22 protein-coding genes are annotated in these 26,160 nt (G+C 39.4%); 16 read left to right on the forward strand and 6 right to left on the reverse strand.

Annotation, left to right across the window (positions count from 1 at the left end):
* Window positions 1-14: 14 nt before the first annotated feature.
* The 7 genes from B3600_RS06530 (at window position 15) to B3600_RS06560 (ending at window position 8,994) form a co-directional block, all read left to right on the forward strand.
* Complete coding sequence (locus B3600_RS06530) at window positions 15-1,214, forward strand: FtsW/RodA/SpoVE family cell cycle protein (protein WP_046673971.1); 1,200 nt, start codon at window positions 15-17, stop codon at window positions 1,212-1,214.
* Window positions 1,215-1,227: 13 nt separating this feature from the next.
* Window positions 1,228-2,331: an undecaprenyldiphospho-muramoylpentapeptide beta-N-acetylglucosaminyltransferase gene (murG, locus tag B3600_RS06535; RefSeq protein ID WP_286752451.1), complete on the forward strand. Its 1,104-nt coding sequence runs from the start codon at window positions 1,228-1,230 to the stop codon at window positions 2,329-2,331.
* A 7-nt stretch (window positions 2,332-2,338) separates the two neighbouring features.
* Window positions 2,339-3,694 carry a UDP-N-acetylmuramate--L-alanine ligase gene (gene murC / locus B3600_RS06540; protein ID WP_286752452.1) on the forward strand — a complete coding sequence of 452 codons (1,356 nt, stop codon included), beginning with the start codon at window positions 2,339-2,341 and terminating at the stop codon, window positions 3,692-3,694.
* The gene (locus B3600_RS06545) at window positions 3,687-4,523 is read left to right on the forward strand and encodes a cell division protein FtsQ/DivIB (RefSeq protein ID WP_286752453.1); all 837 of its coding nucleotides are present in this window, start codon (window positions 3,687-3,689) and stop codon (window positions 4,521-4,523) included. The genes murC and B3600_RS06545 overlap by 8 nt, the downstream gene beginning before the upstream one ends.
* A gap of 25 nt (window positions 4,524-4,548) precedes the next feature.
* Window positions 4,549-5,925, forward strand: coding sequence for a cell division protein FtsA (gene ftsA / locus B3600_RS06550; protein WP_070564959.1), 1,377 nt, complete (start codon window positions 4,549-4,551; stop codon window positions 5,923-5,925).
* Window positions 5,926-6,065: 140 nt separating this feature from the next.
* Window positions 6,066-7,763: a cell division protein FtsZ gene (gene ftsZ, locus B3600_RS06555; RefSeq protein WP_046673976.1), complete on the forward strand. Its 1,698-nt coding sequence runs from the start codon at window positions 6,066-6,068 to the stop codon at window positions 7,761-7,763.
* Between the two features lie 88 nt (window positions 7,764-7,851).
* Entirely contained in the window at window positions 7,852-8,994 is a 1,143-nt protein-coding gene (locus B3600_RS06560; protein ID WP_070564965.1) for a sugar phosphate isomerase/epimerase family protein, read from the forward strand.
* A 29-nt stretch (window positions 8,995-9,023) separates the two neighbouring features.
* On the opposite strand, the gene B3600_RS06565 is transcribed toward B3600_RS06560, so the two are convergent.
* Entirely contained in the window at window positions 9,024-9,665 is a 642-nt protein-coding gene (locus B3600_RS06565) for a response regulator transcription factor (protein WP_070564968.1), read from the reverse strand.
* Between the two features lie 278 nt (window positions 9,666-9,943).
* Between B3600_RS06565 and mscL the strand changes: the two genes are divergently transcribed.
* The 5 genes from mscL to tsaB all read left to right on the forward strand — a co-directional run bounded on the left by mscL (window position 9,944) and on the right by tsaB (window position 12,165).
* Window positions 9,944-10,351 (forward strand): large-conductance mechanosensitive channel protein MscL, encoded by a 408-nt coding sequence (gene mscL, locus B3600_RS06570; RefSeq protein ID WP_046673978.1) that lies wholly within the window; start codon window positions 9,944-9,946, stop codon window positions 10,349-10,351.
* Between the two features lie 239 nt (window positions 10,352-10,590).
* Window positions 10,591-10,749, forward strand: coding sequence for a 50S ribosomal protein L34 (gene rpmH, locus B3600_RS06575; RefSeq protein WP_075991291.1), 159 nt, complete (start codon window positions 10,591-10,593; stop codon window positions 10,747-10,749).
* Between the two features lie 60 nt (window positions 10,750-10,809).
* Entirely contained in the window at window positions 10,810-11,226 is a 417-nt protein-coding gene (locus B3600_RS06580) for a ribonuclease P protein component (protein WP_070564971.1), read from the forward strand.
* A complete protein-coding gene (gene yidD / locus B3600_RS06585; RefSeq protein ID WP_083295891.1) occupies window positions 11,189-11,443 on the forward strand; it encodes a membrane protein insertion efficiency factor YidD in 255 nt (84 codons plus the stop codon). Before B3600_RS06580 ends, yidD begins: the two co-directional genes overlap by 38 nt.
* Window positions 11,444-11,457: 14 nt before the next feature.
* Complete coding sequence (gene tsaB, locus B3600_RS06590; protein ID WP_286752454.1) at window positions 11,458-12,165, forward strand: tRNA (adenosine(37)-N6)-threonylcarbamoyltransferase complex dimerization subunit type 1 TsaB; 708 nt, start codon at window positions 11,458-11,460, stop codon at window positions 12,163-12,165.
* On the opposite strand, the gene B3600_RS06595 is transcribed toward tsaB, so the two are convergent.
* Window positions 12,160-13,065 carry a CorA family divalent cation transporter gene (locus tag B3600_RS06595; protein WP_046673980.1) on the reverse strand — a complete coding sequence of 302 codons (906 nt, stop codon included), beginning with the start codon at window positions 13,063-13,065 and terminating at the stop codon, window positions 12,160-12,162. The two genes, tsaB and B3600_RS06595, sit on opposite strands and share 6 nt — an antisense overlap.
* 88 nt (window positions 13,066-13,153) lie before the next feature.
* Window positions 13,154-13,771, reverse strand: coding sequence for an OmpH family outer membrane protein (locus B3600_RS06600; RefSeq protein WP_046673981.1), 618 nt, complete (start codon window positions 13,769-13,771; stop codon window positions 13,154-13,156).
* A 191-nt stretch (window positions 13,772-13,962) separates the two neighbouring features.
* Between B3600_RS06600 and gyrB the strand changes: the two genes are divergently transcribed.
* The 4 genes from gyrB to B3600_RS06620 all read left to right on the forward strand — a co-directional run bounded on the left by gyrB (window position 13,963) and on the right by B3600_RS06620 (window position 22,096).
* Window positions 13,963-15,921, forward strand: coding sequence for a DNA topoisomerase (ATP-hydrolyzing) subunit B (gyrB, locus tag B3600_RS06605; RefSeq protein ID WP_070564980.1), 1,959 nt, complete (start codon window positions 13,963-13,965; stop codon window positions 15,919-15,921).
* A gap of 159 nt (window positions 15,922-16,080) precedes the next feature.
* A complete protein-coding gene (locus B3600_RS06610; protein WP_286752455.1) occupies window positions 16,081-18,117 on the forward strand; it encodes a ComEA family DNA-binding protein in 2,037 nt (678 codons plus the stop codon).
* Entirely contained in the window at window positions 18,114-20,198 is a 2,085-nt protein-coding gene (locus B3600_RS06615; protein WP_286752456.1) for a ComEC/Rec2 family competence protein, read from the forward strand. Before B3600_RS06610 ends, B3600_RS06615 begins: the two co-directional genes overlap by 4 nt.
* A complete protein-coding gene (locus tag B3600_RS06620; protein WP_112373646.1) occupies window positions 20,195-22,096 on the forward strand; it encodes a RecQ family ATP-dependent DNA helicase in 1,902 nt (633 codons plus the stop codon). Before B3600_RS06615 ends, B3600_RS06620 begins: the two co-directional genes overlap by 4 nt.
* Before the next feature lies 1 nt (window position 22,097).
* Here the strand turns inward: B3600_RS06620 and B3600_RS06625 are convergent, their stop codons facing one another.
* The 3 genes from B3600_RS06625 to B3600_RS06635 all read right to left on the reverse strand — a co-directional run bounded on the left by B3600_RS06625 (window position 22,098) and on the right by B3600_RS06635 (window position 26,159).
* Window positions 22,098-22,937, reverse strand: coding sequence for a sulfurtransferase (locus B3600_RS06625; RefSeq protein WP_286752457.1), 840 nt, complete (start codon window positions 22,935-22,937; stop codon window positions 22,098-22,100).
* 100 nt (window positions 22,938-23,037) lie between these two features.
* The gene (gene rpsA, locus B3600_RS06630; RefSeq protein ID WP_070564994.1) at window positions 23,038-24,969 is read right to left on the reverse strand and encodes a 30S ribosomal protein S1; all 1,932 of its coding nucleotides are present in this window, start codon (window positions 24,967-24,969) and stop codon (window positions 23,038-23,040) included.
* 224 nt (window positions 24,970-25,193) lie between these two features.
* Window positions 25,194-26,159 carry a YihY/virulence factor BrkB family protein gene (locus tag B3600_RS06635; protein ID WP_070564997.1) on the reverse strand — a complete coding sequence of 322 codons (966 nt, stop codon included), beginning with the start codon at window positions 26,157-26,159 and terminating at the stop codon, window positions 25,194-25,196.
* Window position 26,160 lies beyond the last annotated feature (1 nt).

The raw sequence follows: 26,160 nt of genomic DNA on the forward strand, positions 1-26,160 counted from the left end.
AGAGGAGGAAGGATATGCTACAGAATATAATGTCTAAATTGAAGGGTGATCGATGGATATGGATCATTGTGATTATCTTATCGGGATGGTCACTTTTGGCTGTATACAGTTCGGTGGGTACCTTGGCTTATAAAGAAGGGAAAGGGACTGAAATGTATCTGTTAAAGCATTTCTCTATTATTGCCATAGGCTTTGTCCTGATGTATCTTTCTCACAAGTTAGATTATCGGTATTATGCGGGTATATCCAAAATAATGATGGGTATTACAATCCCTTTATTGTTGTTTACGCTGTTGTTCGGAAGTAAAGTTAATGAAGCTAGTCGTTGGTTGACTATCCCTGGTATAGGTTTGACCTTTCAAACATCGGATTTAGCAAAGTTGTCACTTATCGTCTTTCTTGCAAGGATGTTATCCCGAAAGCAGGAAGAGATCAAAGATGTGAAAAAATCGTTCTTACCCATTATGGGGTCGGTGTGTGGTGTGTTTATTCTGATTGCCTTGGCCAATCTATCTACCGCATTGATGCTGTTTGGCGTGAGTGTTTTATTGCTCTTGATCGGACGGATTAGTTTTAAGCAGATTGCCATTGTTTGTTGTGGCGGAGGGGTTCTCCTTATGATGGTTATCTTCTTTGGTCCCCGTAGAACGACTTATATCAGCCGGGTAAAATCTTTTTTTCATACTGAAAAAGTGGATAAAACGGTATCCTTCCAGGATGATAAAAATTATCAGGCAAACAATGCGAAAATTGCTATAGCAACTGGTGGGCTTTTTGGAAAAGGACCGGGAAATAGTGTGCAACGTAATGTGTTGCCGCACCCTTATTCCGATTTTATTTACGCAATTATCATTGAAGAATATGGAACAGTCGGGGGGGTGATTCTGCTATTTCTGTATTTGGCATTTATGTATCGATGTATACGTATTGTCACGATGAGTCCCAAAGCTTTTGGTACTTTTCTGGCTGCGGGTTTGGGATTTAGTTTGACAATTCAGGCTTTGGCCAATATGGCTGTTGCCGTCGGATTGGGACCAGTAACGGGGGTTCCGCTTCCACTAGTGAGTATGGGAGGAACCTCGATTTTATTTACGAGTGTCGCCTTGGGAATCATCCTGAGTGTGAGTAGAAATATTGAAGAATTAAAAGGTAAAGAAGAGCTGGATGAAAAGCCTAAACCGAAAAAAGTGGTTATAGGATCTATTCCTGCATAATAATAAATTAAGCATGGCAATTCGCGTAATTATCAGTGGTGGTGGAACCGGAGGACATATCTTTCCGGCGATTTCAATTGCAAATGCATTGAAGGCAATGGATCCTGCAAATGAAATTCTATTTGTGGGTGCCAATGGCCGGATGGAAATGGATAAAGTGCCCGCAGCAGGATATAAGATTGTTGGACTCGACATTCAGGGAATCAATAGAAAGCAGCTGTGGAAGAATATCTTTTTGCCGTTTAAGCTTATGAAAAGTTTAAATAAAGCAAAAAGCATAATTAAGGATTTTAGACCGGATGTGGCTGTAGGGGTAGGTGGTTTTGCTTCAGGTCCATTGCTAATGATGGCCAATAAGCTGGAGGTGCCAACAGTCGTGCAAGAACAGAATTCCTATGCTGGTGTAACCAACAAAAAAGTTGGTGCTAAGGCTGCAAAAATATGTGTGGCTTATGAGGGGATGGAGCAATTCTTTCCTGCGGACAAAGTATTGCTCACCGGCAATCCAATAAGACGCGAGTCTATTGCGATAGCGGGAAAAAGAGAGGAGGCCTTAGCGTTCTTTGCGTTAGATCCACACAAAAAAACAATTTTGGTACTTGGCGGTAGTTTGGGGGCTAAAACATTAAATGAAAGTGTTGTTGCTTACCTGAATGAGCTAAAGGAGGAAGAAGTGCAGCTGATTTGGCAATGCGGTAGTTTCTATGTTGAAAACCTACAGGCGGAGTTGACAGGTAAACTTCCAGGTAATATCAAGATGCTGGCCTTTCTTCAGCGCATGGATTATGCTTATGCTGCGGCAGATTTGATTATTAGCCGTGCTGGAGCCGGTACCATCTCTGAGCTCTGTGTGGTTGGAAAACCTGTTATCCTTGTGCCTTCACCCAATGTGGCCGAAGATCATCAGACCAAAAATGCAATGGCATTGGTCAATAAGGGAGCTGCATTATTGGTTAAGGATAGTGATGCAAAGAAAGACTTGGTTCCTGCTGCTTTAACTTTATTAAAAGACGCAGATCATGTCGCACAATTAAGTGAAAATATTAAAAGACTCGGTAAGTTGAATGCTGACGTACAGATTGCCGAGGAAGTGTATAAATTGGTTAATAAAAAATAGACGAAGTATGAATCTAGATGCAATAAAACAAGTTTACTTGATCGGAATAGGTGGTATAGGCATGAGTGGTCTTGCACGCTATTTTAAGCATTTGGGCTGTGAGGTGAATGGATATGACCGTACAGAAACTGAGCTGACTAAAACCTTAGTCAAGGAAGGAATTGCGATCTCCTATCAGGATGATATCAACACGATTGATGCTATTTTTCACGTATCTGCAGCAGAGACATTAGTCATTTTTACACCGGCTATTCCTAAAGATTCGAAGATTAAAGCTTTTTTTGAATCCCAGGGACATACGCTCTATAAACGATCTCAAGTTTTGGGGATCATTAGTGAGAGTAGATTTACAGTAGCGGTTGCTGGTACACATGGTAAAACGACAACTTCTACAATGGTGGCACATGTATTGAAAGATTCGGGCTACGACTGTTCGGCCTTTTTGGGTGGAATCAGTTCTAACTACGGTACCAATGTGCTTTATGGAAATAATAATACAGTTGTGGTTGAGGCTGATGAGTTTGATCGTTCATTCCTGACGCTTCACCCCAATATCGCAATAGTAACTTCTTCTGATGCGGATCATCTGGACATTTATGGCGATCGGAGCCATTTGCTTGAATCGTTCCAAATGTTCTTGGATAAAGTTGTTGAAGGAGGTACACGTATTATAAAAAAAGGCCTCGAGTTTGAGGGGCAAATCAGTTATTCAGGCCATGAAATCGCTGATGCATATGCTTCCAATGTGCATGTACGCGATGGAGAGTTCTTTTTTGATTACCAAGATACCAACGGACGAATAGATGATATTCATTTAGGTATCCCTGGTATCCACAATGTTGAAAACGCGGTAGCTGCGATTGCGGTAGCCCGTTTACTTGGGATTGCAGACCAAGCTATTAAGAAAGCGTTGACGACATTTAAAGGCGTGAAAAGAAGGTTTGAATATATTGTCCGTAAACCTGGAGCGGTGTATATTGATGATTATGCGCACCATCCAGAGGAACTGCGTGCATTTTTAACTTCGATGCGGAAATTGTATCCTACGAAAAAGTTAAATGTGGTCTTTCAGCCGCATTTATTTACGCGTACGCGGGATTTTGTGGATGGTTTCGCCGAGGTATTGTCCATGGCTGACAAGCTGTTGTTAATGGAAATCTATCCTGCACGGGAGCTTCCTATTGAAGGGATCAATTCGAGTTGGTTATTGGATAAAATTACGGCAGCGGAAAAACAGCTTGTAACTGCAGAAGAAGTCTTGGAATTTGCACGCGATGAAAAGCCGGAACTGATTGTTACAGTTGGGGCAGGTGATATTGACAAATTGGTTAAACCGTTACAGGCAATTTTAGAGCATGCTTAAAAAATTACGTAACATACAATGGAATCGTGTCCTCTACTTTACACTATTTTTTATAGGTGTAATTGTTGTCGTCGTGATTATGACTATTGTGGGGAAACGTGATGAGCAACAAGTTTGTAAAGATATTAAGATTGTCATTGAAGGTACAGAAGCCTTTATTGATCAGGCGGATATCTCTAAGTTAATAGAACATAACTATGGTAGTTTCGTGGGAAAGAAAGTCAATGGAATTCCCTTTCAGAAAGTTGAAAAAACCTTACGTAAATTACCTTATGTGTCCGATGCCAGTATACATGCCGATATGGATGGTACGATCAGAATTAATATTAATCAGCGCGAGGCTGTCATGCGGATCATCAACAAAAATGGAAAGGAGTTTTATGTTGACCCCAAAGGATTGAAGATACCGACAACGTTGAAGTATATACCGCACATCATGGTTGCAACAGGGAATATCGCAGAAGGATATAATGAAGCACTGGATACCATAGCAACACCATTGATTAAAGATTTGGTTAAGGTCGTTGAATTTATCAAAAATGACGAATTATGGAGTAATCAGGTTGTGCAGATATATGTGAACTCGGATAAGGATATTGAACTTGTACCTCGTGTAGGGACACAGCAATTAATTGTTGGATCGGCAGATTCATTGGAACAAAAATTTGAATTATTAAAGACCTTTTATACGCAGATCATGCCAAAGGTAGGTATAAATGCTTACGGTGTTGTCAATGTGAAATATGGAGGTCAGATCATCTGTGAAAAACGAGGAAACTGGAGTTTTTCAGGCGATCAAACAAAAAAAGTAGCAAATAATACATTATAGTAATACAGCAACAATACAGGAAATTATGAACTCAAAGGCAGCAGAAATTGAAAGAGAAAACCCAATTATCGTGGGACTCGATATTGGTACTACCAAAATTTGTGTTACGGTTGGGAGACGTAGCTCAGGAAACAAAATTGAATTATTAGGTGTGGGGAAAGCGGACTCTGCCGGTGTAAGCCGCGGAGTAGTTGCTAATATCCAGAAAACTGTGGGAAGTATTTTAGAGGCTGTTGAGATAGCCGAAGCACAGTCCAATGTGGATATTAAAGTGGTGAATGTGGGAATTGCTGGCCAACACATCAAAAGTATTCAACACCGTGGAATATTTACCAAAACCGATGGTGACGACGAAATCATTCGACGCGATATCGAACGACTGATTTCGGATATGTATAAACTGGTACTGCCTCCAGGAGAAGAAATTATACATGTTTTACCACAGGAATTTACGGTAGATAACGAGCCGGGGATTCGCGAACCTATCGGTATGGCGGGGCGTCGTATTGAAGCAAATTTCCATATTATATCGGGACGTGTAACTGATATTAAAAACATCAAAAAATGTATTGATAATTCCAATCTGGAAGTTGCTGAATTGATTCTCGAGCCTTTAGCGTCTTCAGAAGCTGTATTGGATGAAGACGAAAAAAATGCTGGTGTTGTATTAGTAGATATCGGTGGTGGAACCACAGATGTTGCCATCTTCCATGAAGGAATTATTCGTCACACAGCTGTGATTCCTTTAGGCGGTAATATCGTCACAGAAGATATCCGTCAGGGATGTTCTGTTTTGCGTTCCCAAGCTGAATTGTTGAAAACTCGCTTTGGATCAGCTTTAGCTGATGAAAACAAAGAAAATGAGGTGATTTGCGTGCCCGGATTAAAAGGTCGTGAACCAAAAGAAATTTCTGTTAAAAACCTAGCTTATATCATCCAAGCTAGAATGGAGGAAATTATTGAGCACGTGTATTATGAAATCAAATCTTCTGGATATGAAAATAAACTGATCGGTGGTATTGTGATTACCGGTGGTGGTGCTCAATTAAAACATTTGGTACAACTTGTTGAATATATTACTGGAATAGATTGTCGTATCGGATTTCCGAATGAATATCTTTCTAAGAACGAGGTTTTACCAAAACCGTTGTTTGAAGAATTGAAAAGTCCGTTGTATGCAACAAGTATCGGCTTGTTGATCAAGGGAATCCAGTCGCACGAGGAAGAGGAAGATAGCCGGAGAGAAATGCACGCCCCATCTAAAAAAGTGCAGGCCGCTACGGTGACAACAAAAGAAGTTTCTGAACAACAACAAAAGGAGCAAGGATTATTGTCATGGTTCAAACGTTTTATCAAAGACGGTAATGAAATCGATGACGCAAGTTTTTTAGATAAGAAGTAAGTTTTCCACAATAGTTGAAGTTTTCCACAATTTAACAAATGTGGAAAACTTTTGTTGAAATTATATTATTATTACATTACATATAGTGGGTTTGATTCGTTTTGATATCATCTTCATTGTAAGTTAAATAGGGATAAGTTATGTCAATACAGTTTGAAATGTTAAAAGAACAATCTTCAATAATCAAGGTTATTGGGGTTGGTGGTGGTGGCGGCAATGCCGTAAACCACATGTATAAACAAGGAATTAGTGGGGTAGATTTTATCGTGTGTAATACTGATGCGCAAGCATTGGAATTGAGCCCGATCCCAAATAAAGTTCAATTGGGGATAAGTCTGACCGAAGGAATGGGAGCAGGAGCAGATCCTGATGTAGGTGAAAATTCAGCGATCGAAAGTATTGAAGATATCAAACGTATGTTGGGTACCAATACCAAGATGTTGTTTATTACAGCTGGTATGGGCGGTGGTACTGGTACCGGTGCTAGTCCAGTATTGGCGAAAGCTGCCAAAGAATTGGGTATTTTAACTGTTGCGATTGTAACTACGCCCTTTACGTTTGAAGGTAAACGCCGTCGTTCACAAGCGGAGGAAGGACTTTCGGAATTACGTAAATATGTAGACTCTTATCTTGTGATCTCAAATGACCGCCTTCGTGAGATCTTTGGTAATTTGACGATGACTGCGGCTTTTGCAAAAGCAGATGATATATTGACTACCGCGGCAAAAGGTATCGCCGAAATAATAACTATCCCTGGTTATGTAAACGTCGATTTTAAAGATGTTCGCACTGTTATGAACGATAGTGGTGTTGCCATAATGGGAAATGCTGTTGCCGAAGGTGAAGATCGTGCATTACGTGCAGTGGAAGGTGCCTTAGCTTCTCCATTGTTGAAAGACAATGAGATTGAAGGTGCTCGCTATATTTTATTGAATATTACTTCTGGAACGAAAGAAGTAACTATGGATGAAGTTGCGATCATTACGGATTACATTCAGGAAAAAGCTGGTTTGTCAGCAGATTTGATCTGGGGTAACTGTATTGATGAGAATTTTGAAGACGAATTGTCAGTAACAATTATTGCCACTGGTTTTCAAACATCTGAAGAACGTGATAAAGAACGTGAAAATACAAAGGTGTCTATGCCCTTAACTGCTGAACCGGCTAATTCTTTTATCAAACCTGTTTCTCAGGTAGCACCAAGAGAAGTTCCAGCTACGAATAGTTTCGTAACTCCGGTTCAACGTGTGGATACACCAGCACCTTCTACAAATACTTCTACTCCAAATAATTTGCAATCTGACTTGTTCACTTCTCCCAGAAATGCGGTACAACAACAGGTAGCTGTTGAGGAACCACAAGTAATACGTCATGATTTGGGTTTTGATGGTGGTTATGAAGAGGAAACTTCATTTGGAGATAGTGATTTTCAGTTGAAAACCTCACCGTCAGTGTTTCAATTCCAGATGCCAACAGTGTTTGATTCTTACACAGCTCCTTCTGCGTCAGGATATGAGGAAAAACCTACATTTTCATCAAGTACAACAAATGAGCAAGTAGAAGTCCCTCAGGTAGAAGAAGAGCAAGTTTCGTTTGAAGATCAGCTGGTTCGTACAAAAGAACGCATCTTGCGTCTTAAAGAATTGAGCATGAAACTAAAATCTTCTAATGGTCTACATGAGTTGGAAAACGAGCCTGCTTATAAGCGGAAACAAATGTCATTGGAAGATACACCGCATTCTTCACAATCTCAGGTGTCTCGTTTTACACTTTCCTTTGAAGACGGAAATACTGAAATTAGACCGAACAATTCTTTCCTACATGATAATGTAGACTAATTGATTCACCATAAAATAACAAAAAGCCATCCAATCGGATGGCTTTTTTAGTATCTTTAAATACCGAAATAAGACAATTATACAAGCTATGACGACAAAATTAAATAACCCTGTATGGGTAATGAGTTCTGCATTTGATAAATTATCCTTACCAGAGTTGATTCAGACGACCAAAAGAATCGGAGCAGGGGGGATAGACCTTTGTGTGTTTAGAAAAGATGGTACCCGTGAAGATCATACCGCAACGCATTTGGATTATGATGATTTTACTCCTGCAAAAGCGAGGGAAATCATTGAGCTGTTCAATCAGGCTGATTTAAAACTTTCGCTTGGTGCTTTTGAAAATATGATTGGCGGAGATCCTGAGCAACGAGTGAAGAATCAAAATCATTTATTGAAATTGATCCGTATTGCACATTTGCTGGGAGGTGATGCAAATAACGTTAAGGTAGGGACATTTGTGGGCTACAATCATGAATTGGGCAATCAAATTGATGGATTTCAGAAAAATCTTGAAGAATACAAGCGTGTATTTGCGCCCATTGTTAATTATGCAGAGAGTTTAGGTGTAACGATCCTTTATGAGAACTGCCCAATGGAAGGATGGCGCTCATCACGTTATAGCTCTACCTATAACAATCTTCCAGCAGTGCTTGCTGCTCGTAAATTAATGTATGCGATGATACCAAGTAAGGCTCATGGTGAGATCTATGATCCTTCACATGATGTCTGGCAAAATACAAACCCAATAGACGTTATTCGTAATACGGACATCACGCGCTTACAACGTATACATGTGAAGACTACGCGTAATCTACAGACTGCTGCACGTATTGATTGGGGCGGGATGTATCCCATGCAGCATGTTGACGCCGAATTGGCTAAAAAAGCGAATGTAAGTATACCGGGCCACGACTGGGATAGACATCATTACGAAGCTATGTTGCCAGGCTTTGGCGGATCTGACAGTATGGATTGGCGCGGGTTTGTTGACTTATTGCAAGAGCGTGGTTTCAGTGGTCCCTTTGAGATCGAAAATGAAGCTAAAAACTCGAAAGACACGGGTGATTTTTCTGCAACGGTTCAAGGTTTTACAACCTGTCTTAACTTTTTGGCACCGATGCTATGGGATTTAGAAGCAGAGGTGGGGTATTCTTATAAGAAATCTCAACCTTTAAAAGATCTGAACGTAAAAGATGTTCCTGTTGTTACGATGGATGAGTTAATTTAGTATGATAAAAATACACTCCAACAAAATGACTAGTTGTTGGAGTGTATTCTGAACAGTTCGATAAGTTCAGGAATATTAGAAACATTGAGTTTTTCAAAGATTCTGCTTTTATACGTGCTCACTGTTGAAGGGCTTAAGTCCAACAAGCTAGATACTTCAATAATCCCCAGTCCCTTTATCAATTGTTTAGCAACGTCCACCTCTCTATTTGACAAACGTGCCAACGGATTTAGTTTTGTCAGCTCAGACTTACTCTGCGTCAATTTCTGAATGTATAGGTCCTGTACGTTGCTCGACATATACTTTCCTCTATCCTGAATAGCCAAAATAGCATTGGAAAGTTCAGCCATAGCTGTTGTTTTGTTTAGGTAGCCTACTGCTCCGGCTTCGATATAACGTAAAGCATAAAGTGATTCGTCATAAGATGAGAAAATCAAAATTTTAATGCTTGGCCGAATTTGAAGGATTTCCTCAACGACACGTATATTATTTCCTCCCGGCATATTAATGTCCAATAATAATAGGTCGAAATCCTCTACCTTTATTTTTTCAAGAACCTCGTCAAAGGTTTCAGCTTGGAATATTTCTGCTTTTTGAAGAGTTTCTTTAATAATAACGGAGGCTCCTAATCGTACAATGCCGTGGTCGTCTGCTATAAGAATCTTTTTCATAGATATGCTATCTGATGCTGGGCTTTAATTACTGTATGAAATAAAGTACTAACAATATACAATATATCTTGATATTTTACTAGTTAACGGGCAAATATAAGAAATTAAAGTTAATAAAAATTAGTGGGGTGCGGCGTACATGTCTTTTTTATAAAATAGGACATGGGTTAGAAAATATAGCACAATATGAGTTTAACGATAAAAAATTAGCATATTTTAATTAGATTTATGTGACAATTATTAGTTTTGTCATAATTCATGGACTAAAAAATTTAAATATGGGATTTTTAAAAGAGTTTAAAGAGTTTGCAATGCGTGGCAGCGTAGTAGATCTAGCTGTCGGTGTTGTCATTGGTGGAGCTTTTGGTAAAATTGTTACCTCATTGGTTGATGATATTATCATGCCACCCATTGGTTATTTAACTGGGGGTGTTGATTTTTCATCCAAAAAATTGATTTTGAAAGCTGCTGATGAAGCGACTAAACAAGCTGAAGTATCTATTAATTATGGAAACTTTATTAATGTGGTTATTCAATTTTTAATTGTAGCATTCTGTATTTTTTGTGTTATTAAGGCTTTAAATTCGTTGAAACGTAAAGAGGAAGCAGCTCCGGCGGCCCCTGCAGCACCGACAAAAGAAGAAACGCTTTTGACTGAGATCAGAGATATTCTGAAAAATAAATAGGGCAGGGTTTATACTTCATTTATAAAAATCAGCACAGTCAAACTGTGCTGATTTTTATTTTACGGTAGTTGAAAAATTGTTTTTTGAAGCTGTAGCTGAATAAATTAGCTTATCCGTTTTACATTAACTTTAAATGTTCGTAATATTGTTTGTTTTTGTCTAAAATAAACTTTACTTTTGCATTCCTCTTGGGGAGTTTTGTATTAATTGAAGTAAGAACAAATTAGCATAATAGCGTCATGAAAAGAACATTTCAGCCATCGCAAAGAAAAAGAAGAAACAAACACGGTTTTAGAGAGCGCATGAGCTCTGCAAACGGTAGAAGAGTATTAGCTTCACGTAGAGCTAAAGGTAGAAAACGTCTTACAGTGTCTGACGAATACCGTCACAAAGGTTAATCTTTGACAAGGATCGGTGGCCGCTTATAAGAGCTTTTTCTAATAAGATTAAGTCATCGTATGAAAAATACATTTACAAAAGAAGAACGGTTATGTGCGAAAAGGCGTATTGATACGCTTTTTAAAAGCGGTTCTTCTTTTGTCTTGTATCCATTTAGAATTGTTTTTATCTTCGAGAAAAACAATGAGGCTGACGATATTCCCTCCAGTCAGTCTATTATTTCCGTATCCAAACGTAGGTTCAAAAGAGCAGTTGATCGCAATTCGATTAAACGAATGATGCGTGAGAGTTACCGTTTACAAAAATCGAATGATTTGATTCCGTTTTTGTTGAAACATAATGTAACTTTGTATCTAGCTATTCAATATGTAGGCAAGCAGATCTTAGCGTATGATGTGTTTAGCACCGCAATGAATAAAATGCTGAAAAAATTGCAGGATGAATGTGCTGAAGTTTATTTGGAAAAAGGGGATTAGACCCTTGTTTAGTTTTATTTTCTTGGCTATTATTCGTTTCTACCAAGTTTTTATCTCACCGTTTTTAGGCGCTAATTGTAGATATACACCTACCTGTTCTCAGTACGGTAAGGAAGCGATTCTGAAATATGGTCCTTTCAAAGGTGGGTGGATGGCTTTGAAACGAATTGCACGTTGCAATCCCTGGGGCGGCCACGGGCATGATCCTGTACCTTGATTTCTATAATGACGATGAATAATTTAATTTTACAAATTGATACTTCAACCACGATTTGCTCGGTTGCTTTGAGTGAAAATGGTCAAACGTTACAGGTTCTCGATCTCGATGAACCTAATGCTCATGCAGCTAAATTGACTATTTTGATCGCCGAAGTCCTTAAACAGACTAACCGAACGATACAGGATTTAAGTGCTGTGGCGGTGAGCATGGGACCTGGCTCTTATACAGGTTTACGTATAGGGGTATCTACGGCCAAAGGTCTCTGTTATGCGTTAGATATACCTTTAATCGCTATTAATACGTTAGAAGCTTTGTTTCTAGGGTATAAGGAGCAATTTGGTTTAACAGCAGGTGATGCTTATCTTCCCATGATCGATGCCCGTCGTATGGAAGTGTATACGGCTGTTTATGACCATAATGCTGCATTGGTGAAAGCAACATCAGCAGAAATTATCGATTTCGATTATTTCAATGAATTATTGCTGAACTACAATCGTGTCCATTTATTTGGTTCGGGTGCCGATAAATTTGAAGATTTGTTCAACGCAACGGATCGAGTCAATGTATTGAGCGGATTTGATGATTCCGCGGCTTTTCTGTCGACGTTGGCCTTTGATAAATTTCAGCGGAAAGAGTTTGAGGATGTTGCTTATTTCGAGCCATTCTATCTTAAAGATTTTTTGGTTACTACGGCAAAGAAAAAGGTTGGCTTATCATAGCCAACCTTTTCTTTTGAACCACAGATAAATGGCAAGGGATATGGCCACCATGATCCCCATGGCTACTGGATATCCATAGTACCATTCAAGTTCGGGCATATTTTTGAAATTCATTCCATAAATTCCTGCCACAAAAGTGATGGGCATAAAAAATACGGAGAAAATTGTCAGGATACGCATAATCTCATTGGTGTGATTAGATGAGATGTTGAAATACACATTAAGCAGTTGAGCTACATTTTCTGATAAGTTTTCGTACAAGGTTGATGTCCGGACCTGCAGATCTTTTAAATCCCGGGTATAGACATCTTTTTTTGACGAAGAATGAAAATGCTCGACGACCTCCCTGTAGAGAAAGATGACCTTTCGCGCAACATCAATCTGCCTTTTGATAAAATAAAGATTTTTCAGTATCGGCTGTTGTTTCATGCGTTTGAGGAATATCAATTCTTCGTAAGCATCGATTCGTGTGGAAAGTTGCTCTAACGTTTGGCTAAAGGTAAATACAGCTGCAGTCGTGATAAATACAGCCAGTTTACGGCTATTTTTTGTCTTGATGGACGTGAATTCAATATTTTTAAGTTTTTCTAAAAACTCGATGCGACGTTTGTGTACCGTAATCACAAAATCACTTCCATAGAAGATGGTCAGGCGATCGGTGATTTCTCCGATACTGTCTGAATTTTCTTTGAAATTGTCCGACATGACACGAAGAATGACAAAAGTATAATTCTCAAATTCTTCAATTTTAGGTAGATGTTCTGGTTCTTTGGAATCCTTGATCGAAGCTTCATTCAAATTGAAGCGCTCTTTGATGAAGGCGAAGTCTTCTGAAGTTGGCTCAGCTATATCTATCCATTCGTAGTTTGCGATTTCTTTTTCAACAATCGTTCTGACCATAAATCTAATTTTAGTAAGGACAAGATAAGAAAGAAAATAAAAAAAGCCATCAACTTAGTCGATGGCTTTCCTTAATTGTGATGATCTTCTATTTGTTTGAAGATTTATATTCTTCGTTCAACTGTTTGATTACCTCATTCGTGATTTCCAAAGATGGGTCGGCATACAATACAGTTGGGTTGGTCTTCGAATAAGTCAGCACCAACTTGTAGCCATTTTCTGCAGCATGCTTTTTCAGGAATTCAGTAATTTTATTATAGACATTGTTGAATTCTTCAGACTCGTCTTTTGCAATGGAAGAAGAAGCTGTTTGGTCTAAACGTGCAAGCTCATCTTGTTTACGTGCCAGTTTTTGTTCCGTAGCTTGTCTATCAGGAGCAGACATTGTAGCGGCATTTTTTTGATATTCGGCAACTTCCCGTTGGAACGCAGTACTTTTGGATTGCAGATCTGTTTGTGCTTTCTTTACTTTGTTTTCAAGCTTTGATTTAATGTCTTTAAAATATTGATATTTTTCAGAAAGTGAATCCGAATTTAAATAGACGATTTTATCTTTGTTACTTCCCTGGCTCTCCTTGCTTACCGTATTGGAATCATTTTTTGCAGGTTCGTTTGCTGTTTTTGCACCTTGGTTACATGATGCAATAGTTCCAACCAATAAAAGGCCAAAGGAAACTTTCGATACAATTGAAAATATAGTGTTCATTTTTTTGTTATTTGCAAATTATTACTGAAAACAAACCTAACATAAAAAAATCGAAATTCTAGTTTTTAGTAATAAAAAAGTAAAATTATCCCTGGTATTATAATTCGGAATATAGGCTCAATACTTCCTTATGGACTTGATAAATCGGCCAAAATTTCGTATTTTTGAATATTACATTTAAGAGGTTTTCAATGAGCGAAGAAAATAAAAATGCATCCACCTATTCGGCCGATAATATTCAGGTATTAGAGGGTTTAGAGGCGGTTCGTAAGCGTCCATCCATGTATATTGGTGACACCGGTGTAAAAGGATTGCACCATTTGGTATACGAGGTAGTTGACAATTCAATCGATGAAGCTGTAGCGGGATATTGTACAGATATCTTCGTTACTATCCATAAAGATAATTCGATTTCTGTCCGGGATAACGGTCGTGGTATCCCTACAGGCATCAACAAAAAAGAGAATAAATCAGCTCTAGAGCTTGTAATGACCGTATTGCACGCCGGAGGTAAATTTGATAAAGATACATACAAGGTTTCTGGTGGCCTGCACGGTGTCGGTGTTTCCTGTGTGAATGCGCTGTCTACTCTTTTGAAGGCCGAGGTTCATCGCGATGGAAAGATTTTCCAGCAAGAATACCAAATAGGTAAACCCTTATATGATGTGAAGGAAGTTGGTGTTTCGGATAAGACGGGTACTATTGTAACATTCCATCCAGATGCGACGATTTTCACGCAGACAACGGTTTATAATTACGATACATTGGCCAATCGTCTTCGTGAACTTGCCTTTTTAAATAAAGGTGTGAGTTTGACGTTGAATGATGAGCGTGAAGCAAATGAAGACGGTTCTGAAAAGAAAGAGACATTCTATTCAGAGGGCGGTCTGAAAGAGTTTGTGAAGTTTTTGGATGGTAACCGTCAGTCGTTGATTCCAGAACCAATTTATGTTGAAGGCGTAAAACAAGGTATCCCTGTTGAACTGGCTTTACAGTATAACGATACCTATTCGGAGAATGTCCATTCTTATGTGAATAACATCAATACAATTGAAGGTGGCTCACATGTTGCAGGTTTCCGTCGTGGTTTGACTCGTACCTTGAAAGCGTATGCGGACAAGTCAGGCTTGCTTAAGAACTTAAAAGTAGAAATTACAGGTGATGACTTCCGTGAGGGATTGACAGCAGTAATTTCAGTGAAGGTTGCAGAACCTCAATTCGAAGGGCAAACCAAAACAAAATTAGGTAACTCTGAAGTCATGGGGGCTGTAGATGTTGCCGTAGGTGAGATCTTAGGCGTTTATCTGGAAGAGAATCCACGTGAGGCAAAATCTATCGTTCAAAAGGTTGTCATTGCGGCTCAAGCACGTGCTGCTGCACGTAAAGCCCGTGATTTGGTACAACGTAAAACCGTTATGGGAGGCTCCGGACTTCCTGGTAAATTGGCCGATTGCCAAGACAATGATCCTACAAAATGTGAGATCTATTTTGTCGAGGGGGATTCTGCTGGTGGTACTGCCAAGTCTGGTCGTGATAGAAAACATCAGGCGATCATGCCTTTACGTGGTAAGATCCTGAACGTCGAAAAAGCAATGGAACATAAGATCTACGAAAATGAGGAGATCAAAAACATGTTTACAGCTTTGGGCGTCAGTGTGGGTACAGCCGAAGATGCTAAGGCGCTGAATCTTGAAAAGTTACGTTATCACCGCATCATCATCATGACCGATGCCGATGTGGATGGGTCCCACATTACAACTTTGATCCTGACATTCTATTTCAGATACATGAAGGAATTGATCGAAAGAGGATATGTATATATCGCTACACCGCCGCTATACTTGGTGAAAAAAGGGAAAGAGCATGAGTACGCTTGGAATGAAGACCAACGTATCAATGCGATTCAACGTTTGAAAGGATCAGGTAAAGAAGATAGTGTACACGTACAACGTTATAAAGGTCTTGGAGAGATGAATGCTGAGCAGTTATGGGATACAACCATGAATCCTGAAACGCGTACCTTAAGACAGGTGACAATTGAAAATGCAGCTGAATGTGACCGTATCTTCTCGATGTTGATGGGTGACGAAGTTGCCCCGCGTCGTGAATTTATCGAGAAAAATGCACGTTATGCGAAAATTGATATTTAATTGATCTGATCATAAAAGAATAGAAAAAGCCTGATGAAATTTTTTCATCAGGCTTTTTTTATTCTTTTATATTTCCTAATTTCATAGGAGTGAATCGTTTTTCTGCCGGGATAAAGGGTTCATCGCCTAGCATTTAGCCAATATTAATTAAAACCTATTATGAAATATTGTAGCAAAATTTTGCTCTTTATAGGTTGTTTTATTGGAATAACCTGTTTGGCGCAAACAAATGAAAAAATCGATCTCCAAGATTTATTTGAAAGCTTATCGGATGAGCTCGCAGCAGATGCTGATTTGAGTGAATTCACTGAAAAGTGGTATCATTATCTCAAACACCCGATCGATCTCAACAAAACGGATGGAAGAGAACTCACAGAATTACAGTTTTTGGACCCTTTATTGATCGAGCGTCTACTGGAGCATAGGACCATTTCAGGAAATTTTATTGACGTGCTTGAACTACAGTCTATTGAAGGATTTAATGAGCGTGTAATCAGTTTACTGTTACCTTTTGTGAGGGTAGGCCCCGGATCTCCTCTTGAAACCCTGAAATCGAGAAATTTTAAACAGGAATTTACGGTACGATATGCCCGGACACTCGAAAAAGCAAAAGGGTACCGTATTGTCGATACGACGAAATCCCATTATCTCGGCGATGCCAATCGCTATGCTTTTAGGTATAGAGCCCAATTGAACGCTGTGGTTCAATTAGCGGTCAATATGGAGAAAGATGCCGGAGAGCCCTTTTTTAGGGATAAACAAAAAATGGGATTTGATTTCTATAGCCTAAGTGTATCGATAAAGAATTTTGGCCGTTTCAGGAATATCGTAATCGGCGACTATGCTTTACAATTCGGACAAGGGCTCAGTATGTGGAACGGTTTGAATTTTGGAAAAGGGGGATTGGTACAGCATACAGCAAGACAAGGGATTGGAGTAAAGTCATATACTTCCTTAAATGAGGCAAATTTTATGCGGGGCATTGCCGGGACACTACAGATCGGTCAATTTGAGGTTACACCCTATATCTCCTATCGATCCATTGATGGAAAAGTTAACCGTATCGCTTCTCCTGCTACGATTTCAACAATCGCGAGTACCGGACTGCATCGGACAGCAACTGAACAGCAATACCGTCATGCCGCATCTCAACTAGCCTATGGACTGAATCTATTGTGGCGCTATAAACGGATCAAAATGGGTATTCATTTCAATCAGACTCAATTGAATGCCTTTAAAACAAAAGGCAATGCTATACGGCAAGAGGCGGACTTTGAAGGTGATTTGCTCCGAAATATAAGTTTATATGTAAACTATACGATTCGAAATACGTATTTATTTGGTGAATATGCCAATAGTATCGATGGCGGTTCAGCATTATTGACAGGAGCTATCATAAGTTTACATCCACGTTTATCATCGGTTATATTGCTTCGGGACTACAAGAAGAATTTTCATACTTTTTATGGACAAGGATTTGGTGAATCGGATAACAGCTCCAACGAACAGGGTGCTTATTTGGGACTTACCTATCAACTGGGAAGAAAATTGCTCTGGTCGAATTATGCTGATGTATTTCGTTTTCCAGGAGCAAAGTATCAGGCTGATACGCTATCTACAGGCGCCGATTTCTTTAGCCAGCTGAGTTACATGTGGTACAAAAAAGGCCAACTTTCGTTGCGCTATCGCAACCGATTGAAACAAGTGAACTACCAGGGAGAGGGGCAAACCGAGCATGGGCTTGTGAATACCGGCAAACAGCAGTTCAGGATAGAATTTCAATACCGCCTAAGTTCAATATGGACTATTCGCTCCCGGGTAGAAGCCAATTTATTCCAAAAAGAGTATCAGGAAAATGGTTTCGGATATATGTATTATCAGGATATACTTTGGAAGTCTACCACTGGAAAATTGCAGTCGAATATGCGGATTGCGTATTTCGATGCGGCAAGTTATGACAATCGGATCTATGCTTATGAGCGAGACGTATTATATGCCTCTGGGTTTGGAATGTACAATACAAGGGGATGGAGAATGTATTTCAACCTACAGTATCGATTAAGTCGCCATCTTCAGGTATGGGCCAAATATGCTGTCTATTATTATCCGGGACGAGAGCATATCGGGACTGGATTAGACCAAATTGAGGGCAATAGAAAATCCGAGGTTAAGGTACAGTTGCGGTGGCAGTTATGAAAGAGCTAAGTTTTACACAAAGATTAGAGCGGCTGCCTATTCTTAAGATAGCTATCTTATATATTGCGACACTTCTTTTCGTCCCTAAAATACCGATTTCGCGCCCTATTTTTCAATTTATACAGCAGGTATTGGTTGTGATGACTCTGTTAACGATAATTAGTTATTTTTTTAAAGGTACAATTCGCAAATACGGGTATACCTGCGGGTATTATGTATCTATTGTATTATTTGGGATCTTCCAATTTTGGCGCGAGGACCCTTTGGTTGCAATCGGTCATTTCTCCCATATAATGACAGATCGTTATGTGGTCAAAATTATTGAAGAGCCCAAAGTGAAGCGTGGTATCATTCGTTTTTCTACAGAGGTAATAGGGGCTTACCAAAAAGGTGAATTTATAGAAACGACAGGTAGACTCATGTTATCCCTAAAATCCAGCCAGAAGAATACGCTGCAGTTTGGTGACCTATTGTGGTTAAAAGGTCAGCCCCGGGAAATAGCTCCGCCATTCAATCCAATGGAGTTTGATTATAGGGCGTATTTGAAAAGGCAGTATGTCTACCATGAACTTTTCGCAGTCTCTGGTCAGTACAAGCTGATCAGCCGGCAAGAAACAACGACTTTTTCGTTGATTGCGCTCGCTTTACAAATGAGAAGATATTTTTTGCTCAAGCTTCGACCCCATATTAAAGGGGATGAGAACTTTGCTATTGTGTCAGCTTTATTATATGGTTCCCGGAGCGATATCAGTGCCGAAAGCATACAGGCCTTCACCAATACGGGAACGATACATGTGTTAAGTGTATCCGGAATGCATGTTGCTGTTTTATTCGGATTTTTATCCCTTATTTTCAAACGAATTGCCTGGCCTTCCTATCTCAGATGGTTGCCACTAATTTTGTTATGGAGTATGATCTGGATATATGCTTTTATTGCAGGACTTGATCCGCCTATTACGCGGGCGGCTATTATGATTAGTTTTGTACTCTGTGCACAGCATTTTAAACGAGGCTTTTCAACGCTCAATTCGCTTATTATTGCCGCAGTGTTGATTCTGCTGGTCGTTCCAAGGGCGGTTGCTGATGTGGGTTTTCAGCTGTCCTTTTTAGCTGTTTTGGGTATGACGATATGCTCGCCGCTTGTCGAAGCATTCCTTCCGGTCAAAAGACCGATATTGCGGCTTTTGAGAGATACATTGGCTGTTTCTGTTGCTGCGCAAATACTGACAACACCACTGAGTCTTTATTATTTTGGGCAATTCCCAACTTATTTTCTGGTAGCCAACTTATTAGTCGATTTTCCTTCAACCCTAGCGATGTATCTCGGTTTTATCATGACAATTAATCCAATGGAGGGGATTAACGATTTAATGGGTTTGCTCTTGGAGCATCTCATTGCTTTCATCTTATACGGTTTGAAATGTATTGACCGTTGGGCTTTTTCAACAATAAAAGTTGATCCTATGGGGCTTGAGCTCCTATTTTTGACCTATTTTGCACTGTTTTCTTGTTTATATGCTTTTCAGTGGAAAGATAAAAAATACGTTTGGTTAGGGGGATGCTGTGCAATTGGAATGCTATTGATCACTGTGCAAAAACGCTTAGAAAATAAAGATGCAGAACGATTTCGGGTCTATAATACGAAACAAGAGTTGACGATCGGTTATTTCAAAGGTGGGCGCGGTATCGTTTACAGCACATTTGATTCTTTGCAAGCCCGGGGCTTGCAATATGCATGTGGAAGAGAAATTCAATTATTGACGAAAGAAGAAGTTCAGTTTGTGGCTTTGCATGGCCAGGAGCGTAAAAACTATCTTGTTACGCTCCCCTTGGGTAAAATCGCTATTCTGTGCCATGCCGTAGAAACTATGCCATATGCTGACCTCGTTATCGTTAGGAAAAATTTATTAAATGGTTTACCCCGATTATTGAGGCAAATTAGACCAAAACTTGTTATACTGGATGGATCCAATTCACAGGAAAAATCCAAGCATATGCAACGTACGTTAGATAGTTTGGGGATACAGAATTATCTCATGAAAGATAATTTTGCGTATGTTTGGGATAAGGAGAATTTATGACGCAAGATAGTATATCAATCTTAAGGCAATACTGGGGATTCGATTCATTTAGACCCCTGCAGGAAGAAATTATTCAATCGGTCATTTCAGGTAAAGATACTTTGGCTTTGTTGCCAACTGGCGGAGGGAAGTCGATCTGTTTTCAAGTACCTGCCTTGATGCGAGAAGGGATTTGTATTGTCGTTACACCGCTTATCGCATTGATGAAAGACCAGGTTGAACATTTGAAAAAAAATGGAATTCAGGCGGTCGCAATATATGCTGGAATGCGGAAGAGGGAGGTGGATATTACCTTGGATAATTGCGTCTATGGGCAAATAAAATTTCTCTATCTTTCTCCTGAAAGATTGTACAATGATGTAGTAAGGGAGCGCATACGATTTATGAATGTAAATCTATTTGCGATAGACGAAGCACATTGTATTTCTCAATGGGGATATGATTTTAGACCGCCCTATTTAGAACTTGCTAAATTACGGGAACTGCATCCCAAGGTGCCTTTTCTAGCCCTTACAGCGACCGCAACGGAGCGTGTCATCAGCGATATACAACAGAAACTGAGCTTTCCGAAAGAAAATGTATTTGTCAAAAGCTTTCTCCGGGACAATTTGGCGTATATGGCCATTGAAGAAGAGGATAAGATGGGACGTATGGTCCGGATTATACATAAGTTGGGTGGATCCGGTATTGTCTATGTCAGAAACCGGCGAGAAACGCAGGAGATAGCCCGTATTTTGGTCAATAACGGCATTTCGGCAGATTATTACCATGCCGGACTTTCGGGGCAGGAACGGGATCAGAAACAGCAAGGGTGGATGACAAATGTTGTTCGCGTTATTGTAGCTACCAATGCGTTTGGGATGGGAATTGATAAACCTGACGTGCGTTTTGTGATTCACCTCGATTTGCCCGATTCACTGGAGGCCTATTATCAAGAAGCCGGTAGGGCAGGAAGAGATGGCAAGAAGGCCTATCCCGTTATTCTTTATCAAAAGACAGATGAGCAGAAGCTTGTCGATAATTTGCAAGCTAGCTTCCCTGATATTCCATTTATTCAACAGACCTATCATTACCTGTGTAATCATTTTCAGATTCCCTATGGTGCTGGAGAAGGAGTGACTGTAGATTTTGATGTTGTTGCTTTTGCCAAAAAATATCAGCTGCCATTGGTTCCTGTTATGAATGCGCTGAAGTTTCTGGAGCGGGACACTTGGTTGGTTTTGTCCGAAGCTGTCACAATCCCCTCACGGTTTAAATTTGAAATTGATAGCGCCGAATTGTATAAAGTTCAGGTGCAGTATGTAAAATATGATAAGCTCATTAAGGCTATTTTACGCAGCTATGGTGGTGTATTTGAAAACTATATCCTCATTAATGAATACGAATTTGCACGTAAGTTGGGTCTGCCTTATGATCGTGTTGTCGAGCTATTGAAGTCGTTAGAGTCATTGGAAATAGCGAGTTATCTGCCTTCTACAGATGCGCCACAATTGACCTTTTTGCAGAACCGCGTCGATTACAAACACCTGCATATCGATCATATTTTTATTCGCGATCGCCATCAGGTGAAAGAAGAAGAAGTCAATGGCATGATCGGTTATATTGAACGTAGCAATTGCCGCAGTCAGTCGCTGTTGTTATATTTTGGAGAAAAAAATGCGGGGTTCTGTGAAGTATGCGATTTGTGTCTGATCCGTAATCATCAGAAAAAGCAGCGCGCAGATATAAAAGCAGAAATCAAAAGTAGTTTGCTCGCTGGCGCTAAAAACATTCACGATTTGGTGGCTAGTTTGACGATAGGTACAGAAAAGAAAAGAATAGAGATTATCCGCGATCTCCTGGATGCGGAAAAAATCCGCTTGGAGGATAATCTCTACTCTTGGAATACCTTGTTTTAAACTATTTTTCGATGGGTAGATTGAGCTCTTCGCGACCCCATTCTGACCAAGAGCCATCGTATACGCGGATTTGCTCGTGACCAACAAGATGAGAAGCAAATGCTAAGATTGAGGCCGTGATACCCGATCCACAGGAGAATACATATTCATTTCCGGTAGCATTATGATGATCAAATTGCTGTTTCAGTTCACCAAGGGGTTTATAAACGATTCCATCAAGTAATTCTTCGAAAGGGAGGTTTTTGGAATGGGGGATATGTCCACCATGAAGGCCTTTTCGAGGTTCAGCGACTAAACCACTAAATCGACCTTTACTTCTGGCGTCAAAAATATTCACTTGAGCATCCCGATAATGTGTTAAGATATATTCTTTGTCAGCATAATGGTTGGCTTGAAATTGGGCTTTAAAGTTACCGGGTTTTACAGCAGCTGCATACTGGTCTACGAGCGGTAATTTACTTTTTTTCCAAGCGGGGACGCCACCATTTAGAATAAATACCTGTTCAAAACCCATGACCTTAAACATCCACCATGCCCTTGGGCTTGAATAAACACCCCATCTGTCATATAACACGACGGTACTATCCTGATTGATTCCTAGGCGTTGCATTTCCCGTTCGAATACTTCTGCCGATACAAGGGTATGTGGTAATTTAGAAGTAGAATCCGAAAGTTTCCCTTCGATGTCAAAAAATTGAGAATGGGGTAGTACTTCGAACTTGGCGTCCTTGATGGATTGGCCAACTTTGTCGATGGTGCAATCAAGGAGGACAATGTCTGTATGCTGTCCCAATGATTCCATAAGTTCGGTGGGGTTGATTAAGGCTGATTTGAATGACATAACAATAAAGTTTATTGCTACAAAATTACAAAAGCATCCCTATAAAAGCAAAGCGGCTGTTCTTTTGGAACAGCCGCTTTTTATGGATTGAAATTGCTAATTACTTAGCGTTTTTATCATTTTCCATTTGCTCTTTCAATTGAGCTAATACGTCTAAGTCGCCTAAAGTAGATTTCTCAACAGAATCTTTTACTTTTTTCACAGCTGAAGACTCAGCTTTAGCGTCTTTTTTACGGCTGTTAGACTCTTCTTTGCGAGCTTCTTCTTTCTCTTCTTCCCAGATACGAGAGTGAGAAATTACCAAACGTTTGTTCTCTTTGTTGAACTCGATGATTTTGAATGAAGTAACTTCATCAACTTTCAATGAAGAACCGTCTTCTTTAACAGAGTGTTTAGAAGGACAGAAACCTTCAACACCATATTGTAAAGCTACGATATCACCTTTGTCACCAACTTTGATCACAGTACCTTCGTGGATAGAACCTTCAGTAAAGATCGTTTCGAAAGTATCCCAAGGGTTTTCTTCCAATTGTTTGTGACCTAAAGATAATTTACGGTTTTCTTCATCCAATTCTAAAACAACTACGTCTAATGTTTCACCAACTTTAGTGAATTCGTTAGGGTGGTTGATTTTTTTAGACCAAGATAAATCAGAGATGTGGATCAAACCATCGATACCTTCTTCCAATTCAACAAATACACCGAAGTTAGTCATGTTTTTAACAACAGCTGTTTGTTTAGAACCTACAGGGTAACGCTCAGTGATATTTTTCCAAGGATCTGGAGTCAATTGTTTGATACCTAAGCTCATTTTACGCTCATCGCGATCTAACGTTAAGATTTGCGCTTCGATCTCATCACCAACTTTCAAGAACTCTTGTGGAGAACGTAAGTTTTGTGACCAGGACATTTCAGAAACGTGGATCAAACCTTCAACACCAGGGATGATTTCTAAGAAAGCACCGTAATCAGCAACTGTTACGATTTTACCTTTAACTTTAGAACCAACTTCTAATGCAGTATCTAAAGATTCCCAAGGATGCTCAGATAATTGTTTCAAGCCTAAAGCGATACGTTTTTTCTCGTCATCAAAGTCTAATACAACAACGTTGATTGTTTGATCTAACGATAAAACTTCTTTTGGATGCTCGATACGACCCCAAGAGATGTCTGTGATATGCAATAAACCGTCAACACCACCTAAATCGATGAACACACCGAAATCAGTGATATTTTTAACTGTTCCTTCTAATACTTGACCTTTTTCTAATTTAGCAACGATTTCAGATTTTTGGTTTTCTAAATCGTTTTCAATTAATACTTTGTGTGATACGACAACGTTTTTGAATTCGTGGTTGATTTTCACAACTTTGAATTCCATTGTTTTACCTACGTATACATCGTAGTCACGGATAGGTTTGATATCGATTTGAGATCCAGGTAAGAATGCCTCAACACCTTTGATATCAACGATAAGACCACCTTTAGTACGGCTCTTAACGAAACCAGTAATGATTGCATCATTTTCCAATGCCTCATTGATAGCTTCCCAAGATTTTTGAGTTTTAGCACGTTTGCGAGAAAGTACTAATTGACCGTTAGCATCTTCTTGAGATTCAACGAATACGTCAACTTTGTCACCAACTTGTAATTCTGGTAAGTCACGGAATTCTGATAAAGAAACTAAACCGTCAGATTTGAAACCAACATTTAAGACTACGTCTTTGTTGTTGATAGAAACTACAGTACCTTCAATAATTTCACCTTGGTTAACTTGGTTGAAAGTATCTGCGTATTGTGCTTCAAGTTTAGCGCGTTCAGCTTCGCTATAATTTCCGAAACCTTTATCATTTGCATCCCAGTCAAATTCACCTTCTGGTGTGATCCAAGTGTTTGATTTGATTTCGTCGATTAAGTTTGAATCAGCTTCTGATTCAATTTTTTCAGTGTCTTTCACTACTTTAGTGTCAGCACCTTGTAGCTCTGCGTTTTTCGCTGCTAATTCTTTTTCTGCTTCTTGTTTTTTTGCCATTAATTAATTTTCTCCTTTTTCCTACTTTGTAGGAGTTGCAAAGGTACAAAAAAACTTTAAATGCAAAATTTTATTTTTCTTATTTTATTGAAAGACTTTCAGTTATACAGGCCTTTTGCTTTAGACATGTAAAGCTGCCTGTTCGAACGCTCGTTTAGCGTCTTCTACCGTTCATTTGTTGCCAACCTGACGGGGTAAATGAAGCTTTAAATAATTTTATACACCTATTCGTCTCTCTTAAAAGAGTTGAAAATGCGTGGTTTGGCAATAACAATGGTTTGTTTAGACAGCGCTATTGCTGCATTAAGCTCATAGCCCAATAATAAAATAAGCGTATTCAGGTAAATCCAGAGCATAATGACGATCAGTGTCCCAATGGATCCATAGAGTTTGTTATATGCACCAAAATGATTGATATAAAAGGTAAATATGGAAAACGTCAATATTGCTAAAATGGTAGCCATAGAAGCTCCGGGACTGAAGAGTTTCCATTTATTGGAGTTGGAAGGACCAAATTTGTAAATACAGCTTACCGTGAAAAAGTAAATAGCAAATATTATCAACCATCGGGCTACTTTAAGTAGAATGGCCCAGAAGCTCGACTTTATACCTGTTGTTTCCTTGAGGTAGTCTATGGTAATGCCAGCTAGGGTAAATATTGTCATCCCAACTGTTAACGCAAAAATAATTAGGAAAGCCAAGGCTAAGGCAAGCAAACGTTTTCTGACCCATGGCCTTCTTTCCGTCATGAGGGAAGCCTTATTGAAGGCATTCATCAGAGAGGCCATACCATTGGTTGCAAAATAGGCCGCAAATAAAAAACCGAAAGAAAGTAATCCACCATTTTGGTTTTTAATAATATCCTCCAAAGTCGTTTCAACAACCAGAAAAGCATTTTTGGGAATAACCACGGCCAGAAAGTCCAGCAACTGTTCCTGAAAATTATTGATCGGAATATAAGGGATCAATGTAAATAAAAAAATGATACCCGGAAAAATGGCCAATAAAAAGCTATAGGAAAGGGAAGAAGCCTTGCTGACAATGGAATCTCTCGATAGCTCCTGAAAGAAAAATACGGCCACAGTATAGAGTGGTAGCGAGCCAAAGCCAGGTAGTACGACACGTTTACTCCATTCGATTAATCTAAAATAAGGTTCAATATTTAATAGCCATTGGTGGATTTTCCCCATA

The organism is Sphingobacterium sp. UBA2480 (assembly GCF_002341965.1).
In the GTDB taxonomy this organism is placed as follows: domain Bacteria; phylum Bacteroidota; class Bacteroidia; order Sphingobacteriales; family Sphingobacteriaceae; genus Sphingobacterium; species Sphingobacterium multivorum.